The sequence below is a fragment of the Methylobacterium sp. WL1 genome, from assembly GCF_008000895.1.
Classification (GTDB): domain Bacteria; phylum Pseudomonadota; class Alphaproteobacteria; order Rhizobiales; family Beijerinckiaceae; genus Methylobacterium.
The window spans coordinates 4,426,852-4,450,009 of the sequence record NZ_CP042823.1 but is presented as its reverse complement, the minus strand read 5'-3'; the positions used below and the strand labels follow the sequence as shown (position 1 = coordinate 4,450,009).

Sequence of the window (23,158 nt, the reverse complement as noted above, 5' to 3'; positions counted from 1 at the left end):
TCTCCTACCGACCCGATCTTGCCGTTCAGACCATTCCACTGCCTGCCGAGAAAGGAAATGTTGGATCAGGGCCACGCGTCATCTTTCGCCGCCGTACAGGGTTCGCCCAAAGAGCGCGAGCATTGCGCTCCAGCCACGCTCGGCAGCGGCATGATCGTAGACTGGAAAGTCCGGCATCATCCAACCGTGCGCGGCTGGATACGTTTGCGATGTATAGCGTACGCAGGCCTCCGTCAGAGATCGCTGCAGCCGCTCGGCCATCGCAGGCGGGTAGCTGCCGTCGTTCTCGGCAGCGCCAATATAGACCTCCGCCCTCAGCTTCGGCGCGAACAGGTGGGGGCTCGTGGGCGCATCGGTCGCGAGATTGCCCCCGTGAAAGCTTGCGGCTGCAGCGAACCGCTCGGGGTAGGTTCCCGCTGTGGCTAAGGCCATGCCGCCGCCCATGCAGAAGCCCACCACCCCGACCGCCCGACCTTTGACGTCGTCGCGCGTGTCGAGATAAGCGAGCATGGCCTCTGCATCTTCCGCGGCCTTGAGGGGACTGGTTGTAGCCATGAGCGGCCCGAGGACGGCGCGAAAGTCACCTGCGAACACCTCCTTGGGCACGAATGGCCCGTAGGGTCCGTAGCGGTAGAAGAGATCCGGCAGCAGGACGATGTAGCCAGAGGCAGCGAGTTGCTGTGCCATGTCGAGCATCGCCGGCCGGATACCGCCGGCGTCCATGTAGACGATCACCGCGGGCCATGGTCCGCCGCTGGCGGGGATCACCACGTGCGAAGGGCAATCGCCATCGCGTGTCCGGATCGTGACTTGTTCGATTGGCATGAGGGGCTCCTCGGCGGGACGTCTGCGATGTCCGCTTTGAACCACTGGCGACCGTCAGCCAATGGACCACAAACCATTTGATCCAGTTACCCTTCTATGACCTGCAATCTGTGGTTGGATAATAAATAGGGTTAGACATAATATACCATAAGTCACATCCCGTTCAAGATTAACGATCTAAAAACGCGTGCATGCCAAGGATAGTATCATTATACCTGCTTGGTTACATCGCATGCTTAAGGTTATTGGCTGTTTCTCGGACTCACATGATTTTTGGCTCGTCGGTCTGGCGGCTGTCATGTGTGCGCTCGCTGCGATCACATGCGTCGAGCTGCTGCGCCACGCTGGCAAAGCAAGCCCGCGGATGCGCGCGATCTGGCTCGGCGTCGCGGCTGTGGCCGGTGGCTCCGGCATCTGGGCGACACACTTCATCGCGATGCTTGCGTTCGAGCCAGGCCTGCCGAGCGCCTATCACGTCGGCCTGACCAGCCTCTCGCTCGTCTACGCCATCGCCATGACCGGGCTTGGCCTTACCATCGCGCTCGCTCGCGCCATCCCGTTCGCAGCCACGCTCGGCGGCGCGATCCTGGGGCTCGGCATTGCGGCCATGCACTACACCGGGATGGCCGCGTTCGAGATCGCTGGTCACATCATATGGGACCCCGCCCTCGTGGCGGCTTCATTGATCCTCGGCGGTGTGCTTGGCAGCGTTGCCCTCCCGGTCGCCCTCGTAGGCGAGAGCCTGCGCGGGCGCACGACTGGCGCGCTGTTGCTCCTGCTCGCGATCTGCAGCCACCACTTCATCGCCATGGGTGCGGTCACGATCGTTCCTGATCCGAGCGTCCTGATCTCAGAGAGTGCCATCCCGGCCCGCTGGCTTGCGGTCGGCATCGCCCTGGCGAACCTCGCCATCCTGTTCCTCGCAAGTGCGGCGCTGGCCCTCGACATCCGCGACCGGCGCCACGTGGCGCTGGAACGGGATCGCCTACACAGCCTCGCCAACGCGGCCGTCGAAGGACTGGTCGTGTGCCGGGGTGACCTCATCATCAGCGCCAACGACAGCTTCGGCAAACTCGTTGGCCTCGCTGCGACTGAACTCACCGGGGCTGCGCTGTCGCGGTTCCTGCCCGAGGCTGCAACCCGCCTCGCGCTGACTGAACCGTCGGATCAGCTGATCGATGCCGAGCTGACGCGCGCGGACGATGGCACGATCCCCGTCGAGTTGATCATGCGTCCGGTCACCTACGGCAACCAGCCGCACTACGCGGTCGCCGTGCGCGACCTGCGCGCTCGGCGACGGGCGGAGGGACAGATCGAGTTCCTCGCCCATCACGACGCGCTCACCGGGCTCGCCAATCGCGCGAGCTTCAATCAACGCCTCGACCAGGAGCTGAAGGTCGCCGAAGCGACCGGCCGAAAGCTCGCGGTTCTCTGCCTCGACCTCGATCGGTTCAAAGAGGTCAACGATCTCTTCGGTCACGCGGCCGGTGACACCATGCTGGTCACCGTCGCCCGCTCCGTCACGACACTCCTCGACGAGACGCAGTTGATGGCCCGTCTTGGCGGCGACGAGTTCGCGATCCTGATCCCCTTCGAGCAAGCGGTCGCAGCCGGGCGCCTGGCCGAGCAGGTCCTAGAAGCGCTGCGCAGCAGCAGCGCCGATGCCACCGGTCCGATGATCGCCACCAGCATCGGTATCGCGCTCTACCCGGACGACGCGGATGAGCGCGCGCTGCTCCTGAGCTACGCCGACACGGCGCTCTACAAAGCCAAGGCCGAGGGTCGAGGCACTTACCGCTTCTTTGAAGCCAAGCTGGGTACGCAGGTTCGAGAGCGGCGCCTCCTCGAACACGACATGCGCCACGCCGTGGCCCGCGGCGAGATGCACCTCGTCTACCAGCCTCAGACCGACGTGCAGACCGGTACCGTACTCGGCTTCGAGGTGCTGCTGCGTTGGCAGCATCCCCAGCGCGGTCCAGTTTCGCCTGGCGTGTTCATCCCGATCGCGGAGGAGAGCAGCGCGATCCTGCAGATCGGCGAGTGGGTGTTGCGGGAAGCTTGTCGTGAGGCGACGAGCTGGCCGAACCCACTCACGATTGCCGTCAACGTCTCCGCCGTGCAGCTACACGCGCCGCACTTCGCCCAGCTCGTTCACGAAGTCCTGTTCCAGACTGGGCTCAAGCCCAATCGCTTGGAGATCGAGATCACCGAGACGGCACTCATCCGTGATCCTGGTCGGGCCCAGTCCACCCTGCGCCAGCTGAAGGCTCTCGGAGTCCGCATCGCAATGGACGATTTCGGGACCGGTTACTCGTCCCTGTCGAACTTGCGCGCCTACCCGTTCGACAAGATCAAGATCGACGGCTCTTTCATCCGGGCGGTCGATGTCAACGAGCAGACGGCCGCGATCGTGCGGTCGGTTCTCGGGCTCGGCCGCGGTCTGGGACTTCCGGTTCTCGCCGAGGGAGTCGAGACGCAGGCGGAGTTGAGCTTCCTGGCAGGCGAGAACTGCCAAGCGGCACAGGGCTACCTGATGGGCCGACCCGCTGCGATCAAGACTTTCAATGAGCACACGCATGGTGCTCGATCTGATAGCGACCGTCACGCCTTGGTAGCCTAGCGCAGTTTCAAATGCGTCGCGGCGGGGAGCGGCACGAGGCCGTCGGTTCTAACCGTGTGAGCTAGAACTCAGAAAGTCGATGTATGGTGAGCCATCTCGCGCTGATCACGGATGCCCCGCGCCGTGGCGAGTGCCCTGTACGCGCCCTCAGCGCGGTCGACGCCTGCCGTATGCACGACCTCGACCAGGCGATAGCTTCGATCTGGAAGGTTTATGCAGCGCTGATCGACCGGCAGCCCTACCGGCAGCTCATGTCTGCGAAAGCACTGGCAGTCTTGAACGATATGGTAGGTCCAATCGCCGGCTCGCTCGGGGGTGCTTACTGTCCTGTCGCTGCGGCGATCGACGCATGAGCGAGCGTCGAGCCGCCGCTCGGCACCCCGTCGTCGTCCCCGCTCTGTGCCTTCGCAGCGACGGATCCGAGTTCCACGCGGTCACTGTGGACATCTCGTCTGAAGGGTTGAGACTGCGATCAGCAACGCTGCCGGTGGTCGACGAGCGTTTAATCTGCAACATCCGTGACATTGGATCCATTCAGGTTCGTGTCGTGTGGGCGGGGAGCTGCGACTTTGCCGTGCGCGTCATCGGCACGACTCCTTCACCCGGCGACGTGGCGCGACGCTTCATCGAGCTGGCGCGCCGGCAAGCGAAGTTGTCCGAGGTCGTGCGGGTTCACCGACGGATCGTTCCAGAGCGCACGGCCGTAGAGGTCGAACTGGCGGATGGTCGGCGCGTGCCGGCGCAGATCCTGAACCTGTCGGCCTCGGGCGTGGCGCTGTCATTGGATACTGCTCCAGCGCTGGGCGAAATAATCCGAGTTGGGCGACGTCAGGCGACAGTCGCGCGTCGAATTGAGCGAGGCGTCGGCGCGGCCTTTCTCGAACCGCTCGAGGACGCGGCGGTCGGCGAGCACACTGTGCTTTGAGGCGCGGTGTTTAGGCCGTCGCGTACGTATCAGCGACCGTGATCCATGACGTCAATGATCAAGATTAAATCCGAGCTTCGCGGGTACTGAAAGTCGCTCTTATGTGAATGGCTCGGCGGCAAGGCCGCGACGCGCAATGTCTGCTTTGAGGGAGCTGCCAAGACCGCTTGAATGACTGGGATGGGCGCAAAACGGAACGTCCGCTTTTGCGCCCATCGGCGATCCGGCATGGCGTAGGCTGGCCGAACGCAGAACGGCTACTTTAGAGCGCCTGGAATCAACAACCGGACATGCCGCAGCCGCGGCGCAAATCCAGGCGCTTACAAAAAATGTCCGCAGCCTCGTGCGAAGCAAAACACAGAGCTGGACGCTGGCTGCGCGAGGCGGTGTCTGCCAAGCGGGCTCGCCGATGCTGGCACCTGTAAAAACTTCGGAACCGAGGCGTCGAAGCCGGTCCGCTTCTTGCTCCTCCTGCGCTCGCTGGATGCACTCATGGCTGCCGAATCCGGAGATTCCGCATGCGTCGATCCCTGCACACGGATCGGGAAATCGCCTTCCTGCTGGACGAGGCCGCGCGGGGCATCCCCATCGCCGACATCTGCGCGAGCGCCCATGTCTCGCTCGGCACCTTCTACCGCTGGCGTCGTCGGCTCGGCGGGCTTGGCCTGCCCCCATTCGGTGGCCCAGGTTCGAAGTTAGTGCATCGTCGGTCGCGTGACGATGGCGGGGTGAGCGAGCGGCCCTGAGCCGCTCGGTTCGGTTGGCCAGATGACGACCTCGGGCGCAGGTGGCTGGTAGCCGAGTGAGGAGTGTGGCCGGATGCTGTTGTAGTGCCTCCGCCATTGCTCGATCACGACGCTGGCCTCTTTGAGGGTGTAGAACACCTCGCCGTTGAGAAGTTCATCCCGCAGCTTCGCGTTGAAGCTCTCGCAATAGCCGTTCTCCCACGGACTGCCCGGCTCGATGTAGGCGGTCGCTGATCCAACCGCCGCGATCCAGTCCTGAACGGCCTTGGCGATGAACTCCGGCCCGTTGTCCGAGCGGATATGCCCTGGCACCCCGCGCAGGCTGAACAGGTCCGAGAGTACATCGATCACGTCCAATGCCTTCAGCTTACGAGATACGCGGATGGCCAGGCACTCGCGTGTGAACTCGTCGATGACGTTCAGCATCCGGTACTTGCGTCCATTGTGCGTGCGGTGCTCGACGAAGTCGTAGGACCAGACGTGGTCGGGACGCTCGGGCCGTAAGCGAAGGCAGGAGCCGTCGTTGAGCCAGAGGCGCGACCGCTTCGGCTGGCGAGCGGGAACCTTGAGGCCCTCGCGGCGCCAGATCCGTTCGACCCGCTTCACGTTCACCGTCCAGCCATCGCGCCGGAGCATCGCGGTGATCCGACGGTAGCCGTAGCGCCCATACTGCAGAGCCAGGGCGACGATAGCAGCCGTCAAAGCAGCCTCGTCCTCGACCATCACGGCGACTTTGCGCTGCGTCGAACGATGCTGACCCAGGACACGGCAAGCGAAGCGTTCGGACACACCGTGCTCGGCAACGACGTAGTCGACACAAGCCCGGCGGCGAGCCGGGCTCAGAAGTTTCCCGAAGCTGCCTCCTTCAAAATGAGCTTCTCCAGCGTCAGGTCCGAGATCGCCCGACGCAGACGCAGGTTCTCCGTCTCCAAGGACTTCAGCCGCTTGACCTGATCACCCTTCAGACCGCCGTACTCGGAACGCCAACGGTAATACGTAACCTCGGTCACCTCGATCGACCGGATTGCTTCAGCAACCTTGCGACCCTGCGAGACCAGGACATCGACCTGCCGCAGCTTAGCGACGATCTCTTCAGCCGTATGCTTCTTCCGTCCCATAAAAACATCCTCCAAATGGCCCAAAGCCATACATCAGGGAGGACCACTTTTCAGGGGGCAGGCCACTTGACCGGGTCGGCTGCGAAGGATGGGCGGATGAGGGCTGGTGCCGCGAGCAGCGCCGCTGCGCCGACGAAGCTGCGCCGCGTGAGATGCGTCATCGATCCCGAAGCTCCCGTGGATTGGCCATCCGATTGTCGGCCGCCGTCCGGTCGACGGGAAGGGGAAAGAGGCCGCAGTCCGGCGAGGACTTTGCGCATATTAGCGGCACTTGCGCGCGTGGATGGCGGTATTCATCGGAGAACGTCAAAATTATCGTATTGAATACGAGCTTCTCCGCCGCCTGAACCGGGACGCGACGTCTTCAACATCACGACGGCGGGCGCATCCCGCCCCATCGCCGACGCGCAGGGATGTCTGGGTCTGCCGAAGCGCGTCTCATCGGACGTATTCGGTCGCGAATGGCACGCTTCTTGTGAGGAGCTCGCTAGCGCAGCGTCGCGTAGAGCGGCGACTACGGGTTGGCGTGCCGTCGATACTGAGAGCTGCCGGGTGACCGGATCTCCTCGACCGCTCTGCCCCCGTCACGACCTCGACATCGTCGCGCGTCCGGCCGGGAGCCGGCGCACCGCCTGAAAGACTCCAACATCCGCCTCCTGAGGAGAGCCGATATGTGCGACCGTCACGGCGATTATCGCGTTCCTGATTTCTCGCAGTTCAAACCCACCCGCAGACGCTTCCTCGGCGGAACCGCCGCGGCGCTCACGCTCGCCGTCGGGCCCGGCACGATCGGCCATGCGATGGCGGCCAACGGTATCCGAGCGACGCACGGGACCGGCTTCTGCAACCTGAACTTCTTCCTGGCCGAGGCGATGCAGCTCGCCAAGGACGACGGTCTCACCATCGACTTCGTGAACACGCCGACCTTCTCCGATCAGGTCACCTTCCTCGGGATGGGTCAGGTCGATGCCGGCGTGATGCCCTACACCAGCTTCATGGCACTCTACGATGCGGGTGCCCCGGTGAAGATCGTGGCGGGCGGCGGCATCGAGGGCTGCGTGCTCGTAGCCCAGCCGGGCCTCGACAGTCCGGAGAAGCTCAAGGGCAAGACGCTCGGCACCTTCCAGCTCGATACGCTCGAAGTGCTGCCCTACGACTGGCTGAAGAAGAATGGCGTCGCCTTCAAGGACATTACGGTCCGCTACATGGGCTCGACCCCGGAGGCCGTGGAGGCGTTCCGCGCCGGCGCCCTCGACATCATCTCCACGATCGAGCCCTACGGCACGGCGCTGTTGACCGACGTGAAGGGCGCCGTAAAGCTCTCCGACGGCACCGACATCTACGGCAAGGGCTATACTGACTGCGTGCTCGCCGTGCGCAATGAGCTGATCTCCAAGAACCCAGCGGCAGTCAAAGCCCTGATCAAAGGCATGATGAAGGCCCAGGCCGTGGCAGAGGGCGACCCTCAGACCGCCCTGAACAAGCTCGTCGGCTCCTACTACAAGACCTCGATGAGCAACGCCCAACTCGCCATGGGCCGGCAGCCCTCGGTGGTGGACGCCCGCAACCAGACGCAGTTCATCCTCGACCGGACCGATTCCGTCGCCGAGATGGGCTACATCAAGAAGAAGCCCGGCCGCGACGCGATCGACTGGACCCTGCTGGAACAGGTCATCGCCGAAAACCCGGAGCTCTACGGCAAGCTCAAGCTGAAGTCGGCCTGAGCGGATGGCCATCGATCTCGCCCGCGCCGCCGCCGTCCCGCACGGCCAGCCGCGTCTCCCGTTCGCACGGCGCCTGGCGCTGCCCGACGGGTTCGTCCCACTGCTGCAACGGATCGGCTGGATGCTGGTCTCGGTCGGATGCTTCGCCGGCCTCTGGGAGCTGCTCTGGGCGTTCGGCATCGCCGATGCCAAGCTGCTGCCGCCACCCCACATCTTCCTCGGCAACCTCGTCGAGCAGGCGCGTTTCTTCAATACCGCGCAGCGCTGGCAGATCGGCACCGGCATGAACGCCGGCCCGAGCCCCGCCATGGCGGTGTTGATCACCGTGCTCGCCTCCACCGGGCGGGTGTTGGCAGGGTTGTTCCTGGCCGCAACCCTGTCGATCCTGGTCGGCGTGGCGATCCGCTACGTCGTGCTGTTCGAGCGGTTGACCCTGCCGACCATCACGCTCCTGGCCCCGGTCTCGCCGATCGCGTGGCTGCCCGTGGCGATCTTCATGTTCGGGATCGGCAACGCTCCGGCGATCTTCATGGTGTTCATCGCCCTGTTCTTCACGATGGTCCTCTCGACCATCCATCAGATCGACGGGGTCAACCGGAACTACATCAACGTCGCCCGGACGATGGGTGCGTCGAAGCGCCAGATCTACGCGCGGGTTATCGTGCCGGCGATCCTGCCGGGGCTGCTCGCGGTGCTGCGCCTCAACCTGTTCGGGGCCTGGATGGTGGTGCTCGTCGCCGAGGCGACCGGCGTCGGCTACGGTCTCGGGCAGGTGATCATGCTGGCGCGCAACACCTTCAACCCGTCGCTGGTCTTCTTCACCATTACGCTGATCGGCTTCCTCGGCTTCGCCTTCGACCTGATGTTCCGGCTGGTTCAGCGGCGGATGCTCTATTGGCTGCCACGCGACGCGGGGTCTTCCCTTGGGCTCTGACCGTCTCTCCGTTGCCGATCGCCCGGCCGTGTCCGGCGAGAGCGACGCCGTGTCCTGCCGCGGCGTTTCCAAGGTCTGGGCCGCTGGCACCGCCCGCGCCCACGAGGCCCTGCGCGACATTGACCTCGACGTGCAGCCCGGCGAGTTCGTGGTGTTCCTCGGCCCGTCCGGCTGCGGGAAGAGCACGCTGCTTTACCTGATTGCCGGGCTCGAGGCCGCCACGGGGGGGCGGATCCAGTCCTTCGGCGAGCCGGTGGCTGGACCATCCCCCGAACGCAGCCTGATCTTCCAGGAGACCTCGCTCTTCCCTTGGCTCAGCGTCTGGCAGAACGTCAGCTTTGGCCTGTCGCTGAAGGGTGTGCCGGAATTGGAGCGCCGGAGCATCGCGCGGGCCGCACTCCAGCGGGTCGGCCTCGCCGAGGCGTTCGACAAGCGGCCCGACGAGTTATCGGGCGGCATGCGTCAGCGCGTAGCAGTCGCCCGGGCGCTCGCCATGCGCCCCAAAGTCCTGCTGATGGACGAGCCCTTCGCGGCGCTCGACGTGCAGACCCGCCAGAAGATGCAGGACTTCCTGCTCGATGTCTGGCGCGACAGCGGCGCCTCGGTGCTGTTCGTGACCCACCACATCGACGAGGCGGTGGCGCTCGCCGATCGCGTGGTGGTGTTCACCGCTCGCCCGGGGCGGATCAAGACGATCGTGGTCAACACCCTGCCGCGCCCCCGCGACCCGTTCTCGCCCGACGCCGAAGCGATGCGGCGGCATCTCACCGAACTCCTGCGCGATGAGGTCGACAGGGCCTTCGCCGAGCAGGAAGCCCTCGCCTGACCAATTCCGACCATAACGGACCGAAGCATGGCCACATCGTTGATTCGCAGCCGGCAGATGATCACCCGCACCCTCGACCGCGAGCGCTGGGAGGAGGTCGCCGACGGAGCTGTGCTCCAGAAGGACGGGGTAATCGAGGCGGTCGGCACCTACGCGGAGTTGCATGCGCGCTATCCCGACGCGCCCGTCATCGGCTCCGGCCGCGAGATCCTGCTGCCGGGCTTTGTCAACGGGCATCATCATGTCGGCCTGACGCCGGTCCAGCTCGGCTCCCCCGACATGCCGCTGGAGCTGTGGTTCGTCACCCGCATGGTGGCGCGCAACCTGAACCTCTACCTCGACACCCTGTACTCGGCCTTCGAGATGGTCGGCTCCGGGATCACCACGGTCCAGCACATCCACGGCTGGATGCCTGGAAGCCTGGAAGAGGTCGAAGCGCGCTCGAACGAGGTGCTGCGCGCCTATCGCGACATCGGCATGCGGGTCTCGTACTGCTTCGCAGTGCGCGACCAGAACCGACTCGTCTACCAGGCGGACATGGATTTCGTGGCGAGCCTGCCGACGTCGCTCCAGGACCCGATGAAGCGCTGGTTCGAACGCTTTCAAATGTCGCTGGAGGACAATTTCGCGCTGTTCCGTAGCTTGCACTCAGGCCAGGCCGGGGCTGCCCGGGCCAAGATCCAGCTTGCTCCCGCCAACCTCCACTGGTGCTCCGACGCGGCGCTCGAGGGCCTGTCCGGGCTCTCCGAATCCTACAATGTGCCGATGCACATGCATCTGGTCGAGACCGCCTACCAGAAGGCCTACGCGGAAAAGCGCAGCGGCGGGACGGCGGTGGAACATCTTGACCGGTTCGGCCTGCTCGGGCCGCGCATGACGCTCGGCCATGGCGTCTGGCTGAACGAGGCCGACATCGACCGCGTGGCCGCGACCGGAACCTGCATCTGCCACAACTGCTCCTCGAACTTCCGGCTGCGTTCGGGCGTGGCGGCGCTCAACCGCTTCGAGGCGAAGGGCATCAACACCGCGATTGGCCTCGACGAAGCAGGCATCAACGACGATCGCGACATGCTCCAAGAGATGCGGCTCGTGCTGCGCGCCCACCGGGTGCCCGGCATGGATGAGGCCGACGTTCCGGGCATGGCCCAGGTGCTGCGCATGGCGACTGTCGGGGGCGCCCGCACCACCGGCTTCGGCGACAGCCTCGGCACGATCGAGGTCGGCAAAGCCGCCGACCTCGTGCTGCTGGACTGGGACCAGATCGCATATCCCTACCTCGACGCCGAGACGCCGCTGCTCGACGCGGTGATCCAGCGCGCCAAGACCGGCGGCGTCACGACGGTGCTGTGCGACGGCGAGGTGCTCTACGCTGATGGCCGTTTCACCCGGGTCGACCGCGACGCCGCCCTGAAGGCCCTGCACGACGACTTGGCACGCGCCCTGTCGGACGATGAGGTCGAGCGTCGTCAGCTCTCAAAGGCCCTCCTTCCCCATGCCCGGCGCTTTTACGCGGACTATATCGACCCCGGTCGGCACGAGCCGTTCTACCGCCCGAGTTCGCGCGTCTGAGGCGTGCGAATCCTCCTCGTCAACCCGAACACCTCGGCGGCCATGACGGCCCGGATGGAGGCTGCCGCCGCCAGCGCGCTGGCCCCGGACGTGCAGCTCACTGCGCTGACGGCGGCGCACGGCCTCCCCTACATCGCGAGCCGAGCGGAGGCGCAGCTCGCCGGCGCAGCGGTGCTGGAGACTCTGGCCGAACATCAATCCGGCTTCGACGCCGCCGTGATCGCAGCTTTTGGCGATCCCGGCCTGATCGCAGCACGCGAGCTGTTCGACCTGCCCGTCGTTGGGATGGCCGAGGCGGCGATGCTCACCGCCTGCATGCTCGGCCAGCGCTTCGGTGTCGTGACGTTCTCGGGCACCCTGCTGCCCTGGTACGAGGATGCGGTGCTGCTGGCCGGACTCTCTGCCCGATGCGCCTGCGTCCGGTCTGTTGCGGCCGGCTTCCGGTCGGTCACGGAGGTGCAGCACGAGCTTGAGGCCGAGATCATCGCCCTCGCGAACCGCGTTGTGACCGAGGATGGTGTCGACGCGGTGATCCTGGCCGGAGCGCCGCTGACTGGCCTGGCCGCTCGGATTGCCGAGGCGGTCCCGGTGCCGCTGATCGATCCGCTCTCTGCCGCGCTCGGGCAGGCGCAGGTCATGGTCCGGCTCGGCGTGAAGCCCCCGCGGGCGGGCCGCTTCGCGCGTCCGCCGGCCAAGCCGGCCACCGGCTTCGCGCCGTCCCTGCGGCGGTGGATCGAGCGCCGCAAAGCCGAGGATGACGCCTGCTGAGGCAGGTCGCTTAGGCGGTCGCGAACACGTCGCCCCATCCAATGAGGGCCTCGGTGCTTGCGCCGGCAAGGTCTATCGCCTTCCACAGGCTGACCGCGACCGAATCGTAGACCGGGATGCCGAGTTCGGCCTCCAGAGCTGCGGCGATCGCGCCGCCCGCGAGGTTGGTGCAGACGATGGCCGCGGCCTGCGCGCCCTCGGCCGCGACGGCGCGCACCATCCCGGCGATCTCGCTTGTGCCGGCCAAAGCGAATTCGAAGTTCTCTGACAGACCGAGATGCCGCTCTGCCGAGCAGTCGAACCCGTCGGAGCGCCAATTCGCCTGGATCCGCGCCTGGACGTCCCCGGTATAGGGGGTCACCAGCCCAATGCGTTCGATGCCGCGTCGCCGAAACAGGTCGCGGAAAGCAAGCGCGGAGGTCGAGGCCGGCACGCCGGTTCGCTCGGTCACTGCCGCTGCGAGCGCCACGTCATTGTCGAAGCCAAGCCAGGCACCCGCAGTCCCGTTCCAAAGGATCGAGGCGACCCGCGCATCGGCGAGCAGGTCGGCGGCCGCGAGCATCGGTTCCTGCGCGAATTGGCCCAGTGCGACGGCTGACAGGCCGATCTGGGTCACACGCACGCGCGAGAAGTGGGCCGTGACCCCGTCCTGCCCGGCCAGAATGCGCGCCGTCATCGGTTCGAGCACGCTGTTCGACGAAGGGGTGAGCATCCCCAGTCTGATCGTCCGTCCGGATTCGCGCATCGTGACCAAGGGCTCCAAGCACGAGCCAGGGACGGCTCGGCCGCAGCTCATGGCAAGGTTCGTTCCGACGCGAACCTCCGGCATCCGGCATCCGGCCGCCGAGATCAAGATTTCCTCTCAGTTTGCTTTTATGCCGTATTCGAGGCTCGGCACAGATCACCCCCGATCAATCGACATGATACCGGGGTGAATCTACCAATCGGGTGGCACGACCGTTGCTGAGGCCCCCTACAGCTTCAGGGGTCCTTCGGCTTGTCTCGCACACCTCACGTGACTGATCTCTCTCGCCGCACCGTTCTGGCGCTCCCGCTCGGCCTCGCCGCGGCCTCGAACGGCGCAAGCGCCGCCGAACCGCGGCGGGGCGGCACGATGGTGATGATCGTGCATCCAGAGCCTTCGACCTTAGCGCATTACGCCGTATCGGCCGGCAACATCCCGCCGATTGCCACGCAGGTCTATGAAGGGCTGTGCACCTACGACTGGGATTTGAACCCACGGCCCAACCTGGCCAAGTCGTGGGATGTCGCAGCGGACGGAAAGACCATCACATTCACGCTCCAGGAGGGCGTGACTTTCCACAACGGCAAACCGTTCACCAGCGCGGACGTGCAATACTCCTTCATGGAGATCTTGAAGAAGTATAATCCGATCGCCCCAGTAATGCTCGCCGAACTGGTAGCAGTCGACACGCCCGATCCGATGACCGCGGTGCTGCGGCTCGCCAACCCGGCTCCGTACATCATGAAAGCGCTCTCGGGGCGCGACCTGCCGATCTTGTGCCGATCGGTGTTCGAGGGAACCGATGTCCTCCAGAACCCGACCGCCAACAAGCCGATCGGAACCGGCCCGTTCAAGTTCGTGAGCTGGGAGCGCGGTCAGTCCGTGCGGCTGGACCGCAACGAGAGTTACTGGAAGCCGGGGCTGCCGTACCTCAACCGTATCGTCGCCCGCTTCATCCCGGATGCCGCAACGCGTTCGGCCGCCATGGAGGCCGGGGAAGCCCATTTCGCCGGCTACAGCGCGGTGAACTATGCCGATCTCGCGCGGATGAAGACCAATCCAGTCCTCGACCTGACCACCAAGGGCTACGAGATGACGCCGGCTCAGAGCGTCCTGGAGCTGAACGGCCGCCATCCGCAGCTTCAGAAGAAGGCGGTGCGCCAAGCCATCGCCTACGCGATCGACCGCAACGTCATCCTCAGGGACGTGATGTTTGGCTACGGCCTGCCCGCCTCGGGTCCACTCAGCCGCAAATTCAAGACGGCCGGCCTCTACACCGACGACGTGCGCCAGTATGACGTGCCGGATCGGCTGGAGATCGCCAACCGGCTGCTCGATGCGGCCGGCGCACCCCGTGGCGCGGGCGGGATGCGCTTCGCCCTCCATCTGGAGGTGAACTCGTTCGGCGAACAGTGGCTGCGGCAGGCCGAATACTTGAAGCAGGCCCTCGTCGCGGTGGGCATCGACGTGACTCTGCGCTCAGAAGACACCGCCACCTGGCTGCGGCGCGTCTACACGAACTACGATTACGACATCAACGAGCCGTTCCTGAGCCAGGGCGTCGATCCGGTCTACGGGTTGAACAAGCAGTTCCTGACCTCGCAGATCCGAAAAGGTGTCACCTTCGTCAACGACACGTTCTACTCGAACCCGGAGGTCGACCGCATGCTCGGCGAGGGCGCGCGCGAGCTGGATCCGGAAAAGCGCGGGGCGATCTATAAGAAGGTCCAGCAGATCCTGGCCGAAGACAGCCCGATGATCTGGCTGATCGACGTGCAATACGTGAGCGTCTTCAACCGGCGCCTCAAGGATCACACCACGGGTCCGCTGGGCACACAACAGGCGTTCGAGCGAGCCTGGATGGACAAGTAATCCGGTGCGGCTTGTGCGCTTTCTCGGTCACCGATTTTTGCTGGCGATCCCGGTGATCCTGGGTATCGTCGTGCTGAACTTCTTCCTGATTCACCTGGCGCCTGGCGACGCCGCGTCGGTTCTTGCTGGCGAAAGCGGCGCGGCCAGTCCGGAATACATGGAGCAGCTGCGCCGCAAGTTCGGCCTCGACCAACCGATGGCGACGCAATTCGGCGTCTACCTGCTCAATATGCTCCACCTCGATCTCGGCTACTCGTTCCGCAACGACAGCCCCGTGGCGAGCCTGATCCTCGACCGGTTGTGGCCGACGAGCCTGCTGATGCTGACCGCCTTCGGGACCGCCCTGGTGATCGGTACGCTCCTCGGCCTCGTGGCGGCCACCGGGCGCAACTCCTGGCGCGACGCGGTGATCTCGCTTGTGAGCCTGGTGGCCTATGCCACGCCGGGGTTCTGGCTCGGGCTGATGATGATCGTGATCTTCGCGATCCGGCTCGGCTGGCTTCCCACCAGTGGCTTCGACACGGTGGGGGCCGACAACGAGGGCTGGGACGAGGTCTGGGACGTCGGGCGTCACTTGGTCATGCCGGCCGTCGCCCTCTCGCTCTTCTACCTCGCGGTCTACGCCCGGGTGATGCGCGCTTCCGTGCTGGAACAGGTCGGCATGGACTACGTCACCACGGCCCGGGCCAAGGGCCAGACCGAGGCCCGGGTGATGACCGGCCACGTCCTGCGCAACGCCCTACTGCCGGTGGTCACCATGGCGGGGGTACAGGCCGGCAACCTGATCGGCGGCTCGATCGTGGTCGAGACGGTGTTCGGCTGGCCGGGGGTCGGCACCCTGGCCTTCAACGCGCTCCAGTCGCGCGACCTCAACCTCCTGCTCGGGATCTTCTTCGTCTCGGCCTGCCTCGTCGTCGTGATCAACCTCGCCGTGGACCTCGTCTACGTCTGCCTCGATCCTCGGATGGAGCTGTAGCGATGCGGGCCGCTCTGGCGCGTTTTGCGCGCAACCGTCTGGCGCTCCTCGGTGCAGCTGTACTGCTCGGGCTGCTCGCCCTGGTGGTGCTGACGCCTCTGCTGTTTCCCGGCGACCCGTTCCGCCTGGTCGGGCCCGCGCTCCAGCCGCCGGGCGGCCGCTTCCTGCTTGGCACCGACACGCTCGGGCGGGATGTGGCCGCGGAGATCGCCTACGGCGCGCGCACTTCGCTGATGATCGGGCTCGGCGCGACGCTTGCCGCGATCCTGTTCGGAACCCTCGTCGGAGGGTTGGCCGGCTATTACCGGGGTGGCGTCGAGCTCGCGCTGATGCGGCTCACGGAGTTCTTCCAGACGATCCCGGCCTTCGTGCTGGCGATCCTCATCGTGGCGATCCTGTCGCCATCGCTCACCAGCGAGATCGTGGCCATCGCGGCGGTGTCCTGGCCGGGGATCGCCCGTCTGGTGCGGGGTGAGTTCGTGGCGCTCGGCGGGCGCGAATTCGTGCTCGCCTGCGACGGCCTCGGGGCAGGCGACGCCCGCATCATCTTCCGCCACATGCTGCCGAACTGCACCTCGGCGATCATCGCCGTGGGGTCGCTGCTGATCGGGACGGCGATCCTGATCGAGGCGGGCCTCGCGTTCCTCGGGCTCGGCGACCCGAACGTGATGAGCTGGGGCCTGATCATCAGTGCGGGACGCGCGGTCCTTCGCTCGGCGTGGTGGATCTGCACCTTCCCGGGCATCGCGATCCTGCTCACCGTCCTCGGCATCAATCTCGTTGGCGATGGCTTGAACGAGGCACTGAACCCGAGGCTCCGCGAGCGATGAGCGACTCCGTCCTCGACATCGAGAAGCTGACGATCGCGTTGCCCCCGGGTGCGGACCGGCCGAACGCGGTCACCGACGTGGACCTTGTGCTGCGGCCGGGCGCCGTCACCTGCCTCATCGGCGAGAGCGGATCGGGCAAGTCGCTGGTGGCGCGGGCGATTCTCGGATTGCTGCCGGGGCCGCACGTGCGCGTCTCCGGCGGGCGCATCGACTTCGAGGGCGAGGACCTCGCGACGATCACGCCGAAGCGGATGCGCCGCATCCGGGGGGCGCGCATCGCGATGATCTTCCAAGAGCCGATGACGGCTCTCAACCCGCTCCACACGATCGGGCGCCAGCTCGACGAGGTCCTGCGCATCCATACGGCGCTCGGCCGCGCCGACCGGCGGGCCCGGGTCGTCGCGCTGCTCGACAGCGTCCACCTGCCTGAGCCCGCTCGGCTCCTGCGCTCCTATCCCCACCAGCTTTCCGGCGGCCAGCGCCAGCGCGCGATGATCGCCATGGCGCTGGCGCTGAACCCACGGCTTCTCATCGCCGACGAGCCGACCACCGCGCTGGACGTGACCACCCAGGCGCAGATCCTTCACCTGATCCGGGAATTGCAGCGCGAGCACGGGACCAGCGTCCTGTTCATCACACACGATTTCGGGGTGGTCGCCGACATCGCCGACACGGTCGCGGTGCTGCAGAAAGGCACACTGGTCGAGCAGGGCCCCGCGGCTTCGGTTCTTGGCGCCCCGAAGCATCCCTATACGCGCGCCTTGATCGCGGCGGTGCCCAGGCTGACGCCGCCGCCGCAACGACCGCCCAGCACGGCCCCTCGGGTGGTCGAAGCCCGGGCGGTCGAGAAAACCTACGGCGCGCGCGGCCTGTTCGGCGGGCGCGTCACCCGTGCGCTCGACGGCGTCGATCTGGAGCTGCGGCGGGGGGAGACCCTGGGGCTCGTCGGCGAGAGCGGCTCGGGCAAGAGCACCTTGGCGCGGGCGATCACCCGGCTGATGCCCGTCGATAGCGGCGAGATCCTTCTCTCCGGGCACAGCGTCGCCGCGCTGAGCCGCCGACAGATGCGTCCGCACCGCAAGCGGGTGCAGATGGTGTTCCAGGACCCCTACGGATCCCTCGACCCGCGCCAGCGCGTCGTCGACATCGTGGCCGAGGGCCCGATCATACACGGCACCATGCCTGAGGTCGCCAAGGCCCAAGCCCGCGAGATGCTGGCGCTCGTCGGCCTCGACCCCGCGGCGGCGCAGCGCTTCCCACACGAATTCAGCGGCGGTCAGCGCCAGCGGATCGGGATCGCCCGAGCTCTGGCCATGCAGCCCGAGGTGCTGGTGGCCGACGAGCCGGTCTCAGCCCTGGACGTCTCCGTGCAGGCCCAGGTTCTGGCGCTGCTCGCCGACATCAAGGCGCGATTGCACCTCAGCATGGTGTTCGTGACCCACGATCTGCGCGTCGCCCTGCAGGTCTGCGACCGGATCGCCGTGATGCGGGCCGGCCAGGTGGTCGAGGTCGCGCCGACATCCGAGATCTTCTTCGCGCCGAAGCACCCCTACACCCGGGCGCTGTTCGCGGCCGTGCCCGGCGCCCAATGGCAGGAACCGATCTCCGCATGATGCAAGAGCAGCCCATCGTATCCACCGATCCATTCCTGCCGGGTCCGCGCACCCGCGTCGCCGGTTCCGCGACGGGGCCGCTCGCCGGGCTCGGTTTCGCCGTCAAGGACCTGATCGACGTCGCCGGGATCCCCACCGGTGGCGGCAACCCGGATTGGCCGCGCATCGACCCGACTCCGGCGCGACACGCCTGGGTGGTGCAGACGCTTCTCGACGCAGGTGCCTCAGTGGTGGGCAAGACGATCACCGACGAGGTCTCGCTGGGGATCCTCGGCGAGAATGCCCATGACGGCACCCCGCTGAATCCAGTCGCGCCGGACCGGGTGCCCGGGGGTTCATCCAGCGGCTCGGCATCAGCCGTCGCCTCGGGAGCCTGCGATTTCGCGCTCGGGACCGACAGCGGCGGCTCCGTGCGTGTGCCGGCGAGCTTCTGCAGCCTCTACGGAATCCGCCCGACCCACGGGCGCATCGATTTCTCCGGGATCTGCGTCCAGGCGCCGAGCGCCGATACCTGCGGCTGGTTCGCCCGCGATGCGGCCACCTTTGCCCGGGTCGGGGAGGTCCTGTTCGGCGCGTCGATGCCGGATCGGCTGCCCGATACGCTGCTGGTGGCCGCGGACGCGCTCGGCTTCGCCGACGAGGCCGTGCAGCAAGCGCTTATGCCGCTCATCGATCGTCTAGCCGCGCTGATCGGCAACCGGCGTGACGTGACGATGGCGCCGCAGGGCCTGTCGGTGTGGCAGCGGGCCCAGCGCGTCCTGCAGAGCAGTGAGGCGTGGCAGACCTTCGAGCCCTGGCTCGACACCTGCAATCCGCGCCTCGCCTTCTCGGTCGCCCGAGCGCTCGTCCAGGGCTCGATGATGACAGAGGGCGAACGCAACGCCGCGATCCTGATGCGCATTGAGGCACGAGCCCGCCTCGCGCGGCTTCTGCCCCCCGGGACCATCCTGTGCCTTCCCACCACGCCGTTCCCGGCTCCCCTGCGCGGGCTGCCGCTCAGCACGCTCAACCCGCTGCGTGAGCGCATAGGCTGCTTGACGAGCCACGGAGGCCTCACCGGCGTCCCGCAGGTGAGTATCCCGGGCGGGCGGGTCGATGGCGCTCCGGTGGGCCTGTCTCTCATCGGCACGCGTGGATCCGACCTCGACCTGATCCGCACCGTTCTCGACTTGGAGGCCTGAATGGACACAACCCTGAACCGCCCCGAGGTCGTGGCTGAAGTCACCGCCCTGTTCGAACGCTACGAGCAGGCGCTGATCGACAAGGATGTCGGGGTGTTGGACGCAACATTCTGGGACAGCCCTCACACGATCCGCTACGCCGTGGGTGAGAATGGCTACGGCTTCGCGGCGATTCATGCCGCGCGCATCGCGGCCGATCCACCGCCTGGAGGCACGAAGGAAGCACGCATCCGGTTGGAGGTCCTGACCGTCGGCTCGGACGTGGCCACCGTGAATCTTGAGTTCAAGCCGCGCGGCAAGACCGGTATCGGGCGCCAGAGCCAGACATGGATGCGCCTCCCCGATCTTGGTTGGAAGGTGATCTCTGCACACGTATCGATCATGGCCGCGCAGGCCTGATGACCCGACCACTGGGTCATGATGGCGAGCCCAACGGGACCGCGTGAAGGCCAGGGGCCATTGCGCGGTCAGGGAGAAACCCATTGGAACACGCAACCGTCACCGCCGTTAGGGAGGCGGTCAGCGCACAGCGAGGCCGGATCGAGCACCTGCTGGCACAACTCGCCCGGTGCGGCCACGACGATCCCGGGTTTACCCGGCCTTCCTACAGCCCGGAGGAAACTGAAGCCCACGCGCGCGCGACGCACTGTGCGGCCGAGCTGGGTCTCCGGGTCCGCCGGGACGCGGCCGCCAACACCTACATGACGCTGCCCGGCCGGGATCGGACCCGGCCGCCGATTTTGATCGGCTCCCATCTCGACACCGTGTCGCACGGTGGCAACTTCGACGGCGCAGCCGGGGTCGTCGCCGGGCTCGCAGCTGTCGCGGCGATCCAAAGCCTCGGACTGATCCCGGAGCGCGATATCACCGTCATGGCGGTGCGCGCCGAGGAGAGCGTCTGGTTCCAGGTGTCCTATCTCGGAAGCCGAGCGGCGCTCGGCACCCTGCCGGAGGGTGCGCTCGCCATGCCCCGGGCCGATACGGGGCGCGACCTCGCCGATCACATCGCGGCCTCCGGCGGCGATCCCGAGGCTTTACGCGGCGATGCGCCGCCGCTTGATCCGTCCGCGATCCACGCCTTCCTCGAGGTGCATATCGAGCAGGCGCCGAGCCTCGTCGAGGCCGGAATTCCGGTCGGTCTCTGCACCGGGATCCCGGGCAACTTCCGTTATCCGGATGCTCGAATCCTCGGCCGCTACGACCATGTCGGCACGCCCCGCCGGTTCCGGCGCGATGCGGCCATGGCGGGCGCGGAGATCGCCCTGGCGCTCGACCAGATCTGGCAGGCCAACGAGGAGGCCGGCCGCCCGATGGCCGTCACGTTCGGCCGGTTCCACACCGACGGTGCAGCCCACGGGCTGACTACAGTCCCGGGCGAGTTCCGGTTCAGCCTGGACGTGCGCGCCTACGCAGCGAACATGCTGGCGGAGATCGAGACGCAGTTCCTGAGGCACGTCGCGACAATCGTGGCACGCCGCAACGTCGAGATCGTGCTCGGCCCGCGCGCCGAGGTGGCGGTCGGAGATGTCTCGCCACGGATCCGCAGCTGTCTGGAGGCCGCGGCCACAGCCCTCGGCATCGCCACCATGCCTCTCGGCAGCCCGGCCTCGCACGATGCCGCGGCCTTCGCCAAAGCCGGTGTTCCAATGGCGATGCTGTTCGTGCGCAACGCCAACGGCAGCCATAACCCCGATGAGGCCATGGAGATCGACGACCTCATGGACGCCGTCGCGATCCTCACCACCTGGCTGGTGGCCGAAACCGGATGCGCTTGATCCGGGCGCCTCGGCTCAGCCGGAGAAGCGCGCCAGGCGCCCGACCGGATCGCCCAAGACCTCGTCATCACGCATGACGGATCTGCCCCGGACAACGGTGGCGACCGGCCATCCGGTCACGCGTAGTCCCGCAAACGGAGTCCAACCGCAGGGCGACGCGATCCAAGAGTCCTCGATTGTGCGACGCGCCTTCAGATCCACCAGGGTAAAATCCGCGTCGTATCCGACTGAGATTCTCCCCTTGCCGAGCAGGCCGTAGACACGAGCCGGACCGGCCGCCATCAGGTCCACGAGGCGCGCCAGCGACAGGCGCCCGGCTGCGACATGATCGAGCATGACCGGGACCAGGGTCTGAACCCCCGTGAGGCCGGCCGGACAATCGGGCCAGGGCTGCTCCTTGGCTGTCCGGGCATGAGGCGCGTGGTCGCTGCCGATCGTATCGACAGTCCCGTTGCGCACGGCAGCCCATGCGGCTGCTCGATGCCGCTCGCCGCGGATCGGTGGGTTCATCACCGCGAGCCCGCCAAGCGTATCGTAGCAGTCGGGCGCCACCTGGGTCAGGTGGTTGACCAGAACCTCGACGGTCGCGACGTCGCGGAAATCGCGCAGGTATTCGAGTTCCTCGGCGGTCGAGACGTGGAGGATGTGCGTCGCCCGGCCGGTCCTGCGGGCCAGGGCCATCAGGCGCTGGGTCCCTAGGAAGGCGCATTCCTCGTCGCGCCATTCCATGTGGGTCCGGTACGGCTGCCCCCGGGCGAATAACGGCTTGCGCGCCTGCAACCGGAACTCGTCCTCGCTGTGGAAGGCCATGCGCCGGTGGCCGGCTCGCATGGCCCGCTCGAGATGGGCGTCGTCCTCAATCATCAGCGCCGCCGTGGAGCTGCCCGCAAACACCTTCACGGCGCAGACCCCTGGCTCGCGTTCCAGCGCCGCCAACCTGTCGATGTTGGTCTTGGCGCCCGCCACGTACAGGCCGATATCGCACCAGCTACGACCCGCCACGTAGCCGCGCTTCCACGTCAAGCGCTCGGTATCGGCGATTGGCGGAACCGTGTTGGGCATGTCGAACAGGGTGGCGATCCCGCCGAGGATCGCGGCCCGCGTGCCGGTCTCGATCGTTTCCACGGCTGGGTCGCCGGGATCACGCAGGTGGACGTGGCTGTCGATCAGGCCGGGCAGGACGTGCAGGCCTACCGCGTCGATCACCGTATCCGCGGTCGCGCCGATCGGCACACCGAGATCCGCGATCCGCCCGGCGCGGACGCCGAGATCGATCCCCTCGGTCCCCCAAGGCGTGACGCAGGTGCCGCCGCGGATCAGGAGGTCGTAGTGCATCGCCGGGTCCTTCCGAAGGAGGCGGTCTCGAGCAGAACGGCCCCGAGGGCTGCCGCCACCGCCTGCTGACAGGGCTCGACGACCGCGCACCCGACCGCGTCCTCGATTGCGCTCTGGTGCGGCGCCATGCCGGCGCAGCCGAGGACGATCACGTCGGCGCCGTCGCGCGCGATCAGCATGCGGGCCGCCGCGACCAGGCGGTCGCGGATCGCCTCGCCGGCCGTCTCGTCCGCCCGCGCCTCCACCGGCCGACTGCCGGCATAGCGTTCGCCGAGGCCCATCTGGCGGACCATCCGGCGCTGGCGCCGCACGCTGCCCTCCGATAGGGCGACGATGCCGAAGCGCTCGCCGAGGGTGAGCGACCGGAGGATGCCCCATTCGGCGATGCCCATCACGGGCCGGCCCCTGGCGACCTCGCGGGCCGTGTGCAGGCCCGGGTCGCTGAAGCAGGCGATCACGAAGGCGTCCGCCCCGTCCGCTGCGATGCGCCGGGCGAGCGGCATCACGACGGAATCGGCGTCCTGCTGGGACGCGATGCTCGCCGGCCCATCGGGCAGGTCCGTCACCGCGATGGCGGGGCCGCCGGCCAAGCGCAGCGGGTCGAGCGCCGCGTCGATGGCGGCGGTCACGGCCTGGGACGAGTTCGGGTTGATGACCAGGATCCGTGCGGGCTACATGGTATCGCGCTGGTGCATGCTGCCGTCCTTCCGAACACCGAATTTCACAGCGCATTCGGGCCTCGCCCCGTCGGCAACGGCGTTGCGCGGGCCAATCCC

Annotated in this window: 20 protein-coding genes; 15 read left to right on the top strand and 5 right to left on the bottom strand. The window is 66.7% G+C overall.

Features of this window, described 5'->3' with window-relative positions:
• Positions 1-78 precede the first annotated feature (78 nt).
• Positions 79-825, bottom strand: coding sequence for a dienelactone hydrolase family protein (locus FVA80_RS21670; protein WP_147910556.1), 747 nt, complete (start codon positions 823-825; stop codon positions 79-81).
• Between the two features lie 232 nt (positions 826-1,057).
• Here FVA80_RS21670 and FVA80_RS21665 point away from each other — a divergent pair, with 232 nt between their 5' ends.
• The 3 genes from FVA80_RS21665 (at position 1,058) to FVA80_RS21660 (ending at position 4,370) form a co-directional block, all read left to right on the top strand.
• Positions 1,058-3,445: an EAL domain-containing protein gene (locus FVA80_RS21665; RefSeq protein WP_147910560.1), complete on the top strand. Its 2,388-nt coding sequence runs from the start codon at positions 1,058-1,060 to the stop codon at positions 3,443-3,445.
• Positions 3,446-3,528: 83 nt separating this feature from the next.
• On the top strand, positions 3,529-3,798 hold the full coding sequence (locus tag FVA80_RS30675; RefSeq protein WP_187193462.1) for a hypothetical protein: 270 nt from the start codon (positions 3,529-3,531) through the stop codon (positions 3,796-3,798).
• Positions 3,795-4,370, top strand: a complete 576-nt coding sequence (locus FVA80_RS21660) for a PilZ domain-containing protein (RefSeq protein ID WP_187193461.1) — start codon at positions 3,795-3,797, stop codon at positions 4,368-4,370. The genes FVA80_RS30675 and FVA80_RS21660 overlap by 4 nt, the downstream gene beginning before the upstream one ends.
• Before the next feature lie 695 nt (positions 4,371-5,065).
• Here the strand turns inward: FVA80_RS21660 and FVA80_RS21650 are convergent.
• Positions 5,066-6,234 (bottom strand): IS3 family transposase gene (locus FVA80_RS21650; protein WP_147911033.1). Its coding sequence is split into 2 segments (ribosomal slippage): positions 5,066-5,970 and positions 5,970-6,234, totalling 1,170 coding nucleotides; the frame shifts between segments, so codons are not numbered across the junction.
• A gap of 671 nt (positions 6,235-6,905) precedes the next feature.
• On the opposite strand from FVA80_RS21650, the gene FVA80_RS21645 reads away from it, so the two are divergent.
• The 5 genes from FVA80_RS21645 to FVA80_RS21625 are packed head-to-tail and all read left to right on the top strand — an operon-like array spanning position 6,906 to position 12,055.
• Positions 6,906-7,958, top strand: a complete 1,053-nt coding sequence (locus FVA80_RS21645) for an ABC transporter substrate-binding protein (RefSeq protein WP_147908351.1) — start codon at positions 6,906-6,908, stop codon at positions 7,956-7,958.
• A gap of 4 nt (positions 7,959-7,962) precedes the next feature.
• A complete protein-coding gene (locus FVA80_RS21640) occupies positions 7,963-8,892 on the top strand; it encodes an ABC transporter permease (RefSeq protein WP_147908352.1) in 930 nt (309 codons plus the stop codon).
• Positions 8,893-8,941: 49 nt separating this feature from the next.
• Positions 8,942-9,718: an ABC transporter ATP-binding protein gene (locus FVA80_RS21635; RefSeq protein WP_244039868.1), complete on the top strand. Its 777-nt coding sequence runs from the start codon at positions 8,942-8,944 to the stop codon at positions 9,716-9,718.
• A gap of 27 nt (positions 9,719-9,745) precedes the next feature.
• The gene (locus FVA80_RS21630; protein WP_147908354.1) at positions 9,746-11,287 is read left to right on the top strand and encodes an amidohydrolase family protein; all 1,542 of its coding nucleotides are present in this window, start codon (positions 9,746-9,748) and stop codon (positions 11,285-11,287) included.
• Between the two features lie 3 nt (positions 11,288-11,290).
• A complete protein-coding gene (locus FVA80_RS21625; RefSeq protein ID WP_147908355.1) occupies positions 11,291-12,055 on the top strand; it encodes an aspartate/glutamate racemase family protein in 765 nt (254 codons plus the stop codon).
• A gap of 10 nt (positions 12,056-12,065) precedes the next feature.
• Here FVA80_RS21625 and FVA80_RS21620 read toward each other — a convergent pair whose 3' ends face one another.
• Entirely contained in the window at positions 12,066-12,767 is a 702-nt protein-coding gene (locus FVA80_RS21620; protein WP_246692070.1) for an aspartate/glutamate racemase family protein, read from the bottom strand.
• Between the two features lie 303 nt (positions 12,768-13,070).
• Here FVA80_RS21620 and FVA80_RS21615 point away from each other — a divergent pair, with 303 nt between their 5' ends.
• From FVA80_RS21615 to FVA80_RS21585, 7 genes are all read left to right on the top strand, one after another.
• Positions 13,071-14,672, top strand: coding sequence for an ABC transporter substrate-binding protein (locus tag FVA80_RS21615; RefSeq protein WP_147908357.1), 1,602 nt, complete (start codon positions 13,071-13,073; stop codon positions 14,670-14,672).
• Between the two features lie 52 nt (positions 14,673-14,724).
• Entirely contained in the window at positions 14,725-15,648 is a 924-nt protein-coding gene (locus FVA80_RS21610) for an ABC transporter permease (RefSeq protein WP_246692069.1), read from the top strand.
• 2 nt (positions 15,649-15,650) lie between these two features.
• Entirely contained in the window at positions 15,651-16,478 is an 828-nt protein-coding gene (locus FVA80_RS21605; RefSeq protein ID WP_147908359.1) for an ABC transporter permease, read from the top strand.
• Positions 16,475-18,091 (top strand): ABC transporter ATP-binding protein, encoded by a 1,617-nt coding sequence (locus tag FVA80_RS21600; protein ID WP_147908360.1) that lies wholly within the window; start codon positions 16,475-16,477, stop codon positions 18,089-18,091. Before FVA80_RS21605 ends, FVA80_RS21600 begins: the two co-directional genes overlap by 4 nt.
• On the top strand, positions 18,088-19,272 hold the full coding sequence (locus tag FVA80_RS21595; RefSeq protein WP_147908361.1) for an amidase: 1,185 nt from the start codon (positions 18,088-18,090) through the stop codon (positions 19,270-19,272). The genes FVA80_RS21600 and FVA80_RS21595 overlap by 4 nt, the downstream gene beginning before the upstream one ends.
• Entirely contained in the window at positions 19,273-19,671 is a 399-nt protein-coding gene (gene hpxZ / locus FVA80_RS21590; RefSeq protein WP_147908362.1) for an oxalurate catabolism protein HpxZ, read from the top strand.
• A gap of 83 nt (positions 19,672-19,754) precedes the next feature.
• On the top strand, positions 19,755-21,047 hold the full coding sequence (locus FVA80_RS21585; RefSeq protein ID WP_147908363.1) for a Zn-dependent hydrolase: 1,293 nt from the start codon (positions 19,755-19,757) through the stop codon (positions 21,045-21,047).
• 15 nt (positions 21,048-21,062) lie between these two features.
• Here FVA80_RS21585 and FVA80_RS21580 read toward each other — a convergent pair whose 3' ends face one another.
• Together FVA80_RS21580 and FVA80_RS21575 are read right to left on the bottom strand one after the other, a co-directional pair.
• Entirely contained in the window at positions 21,063-22,382 is a 1,320-nt protein-coding gene (locus FVA80_RS21580) for a dihydroorotase (protein WP_147908364.1), read from the bottom strand.
• Complete coding sequence (locus tag FVA80_RS21575; protein ID WP_187193736.1) at positions 22,364-23,044, bottom strand: aspartate/glutamate racemase family protein; 681 nt, start codon at positions 23,042-23,044, stop codon at positions 22,364-22,366. The genes FVA80_RS21580 and FVA80_RS21575 overlap by 19 nt, the downstream gene beginning before the upstream one ends.
• Positions 23,045-23,158 lie beyond the last annotated feature (114 nt).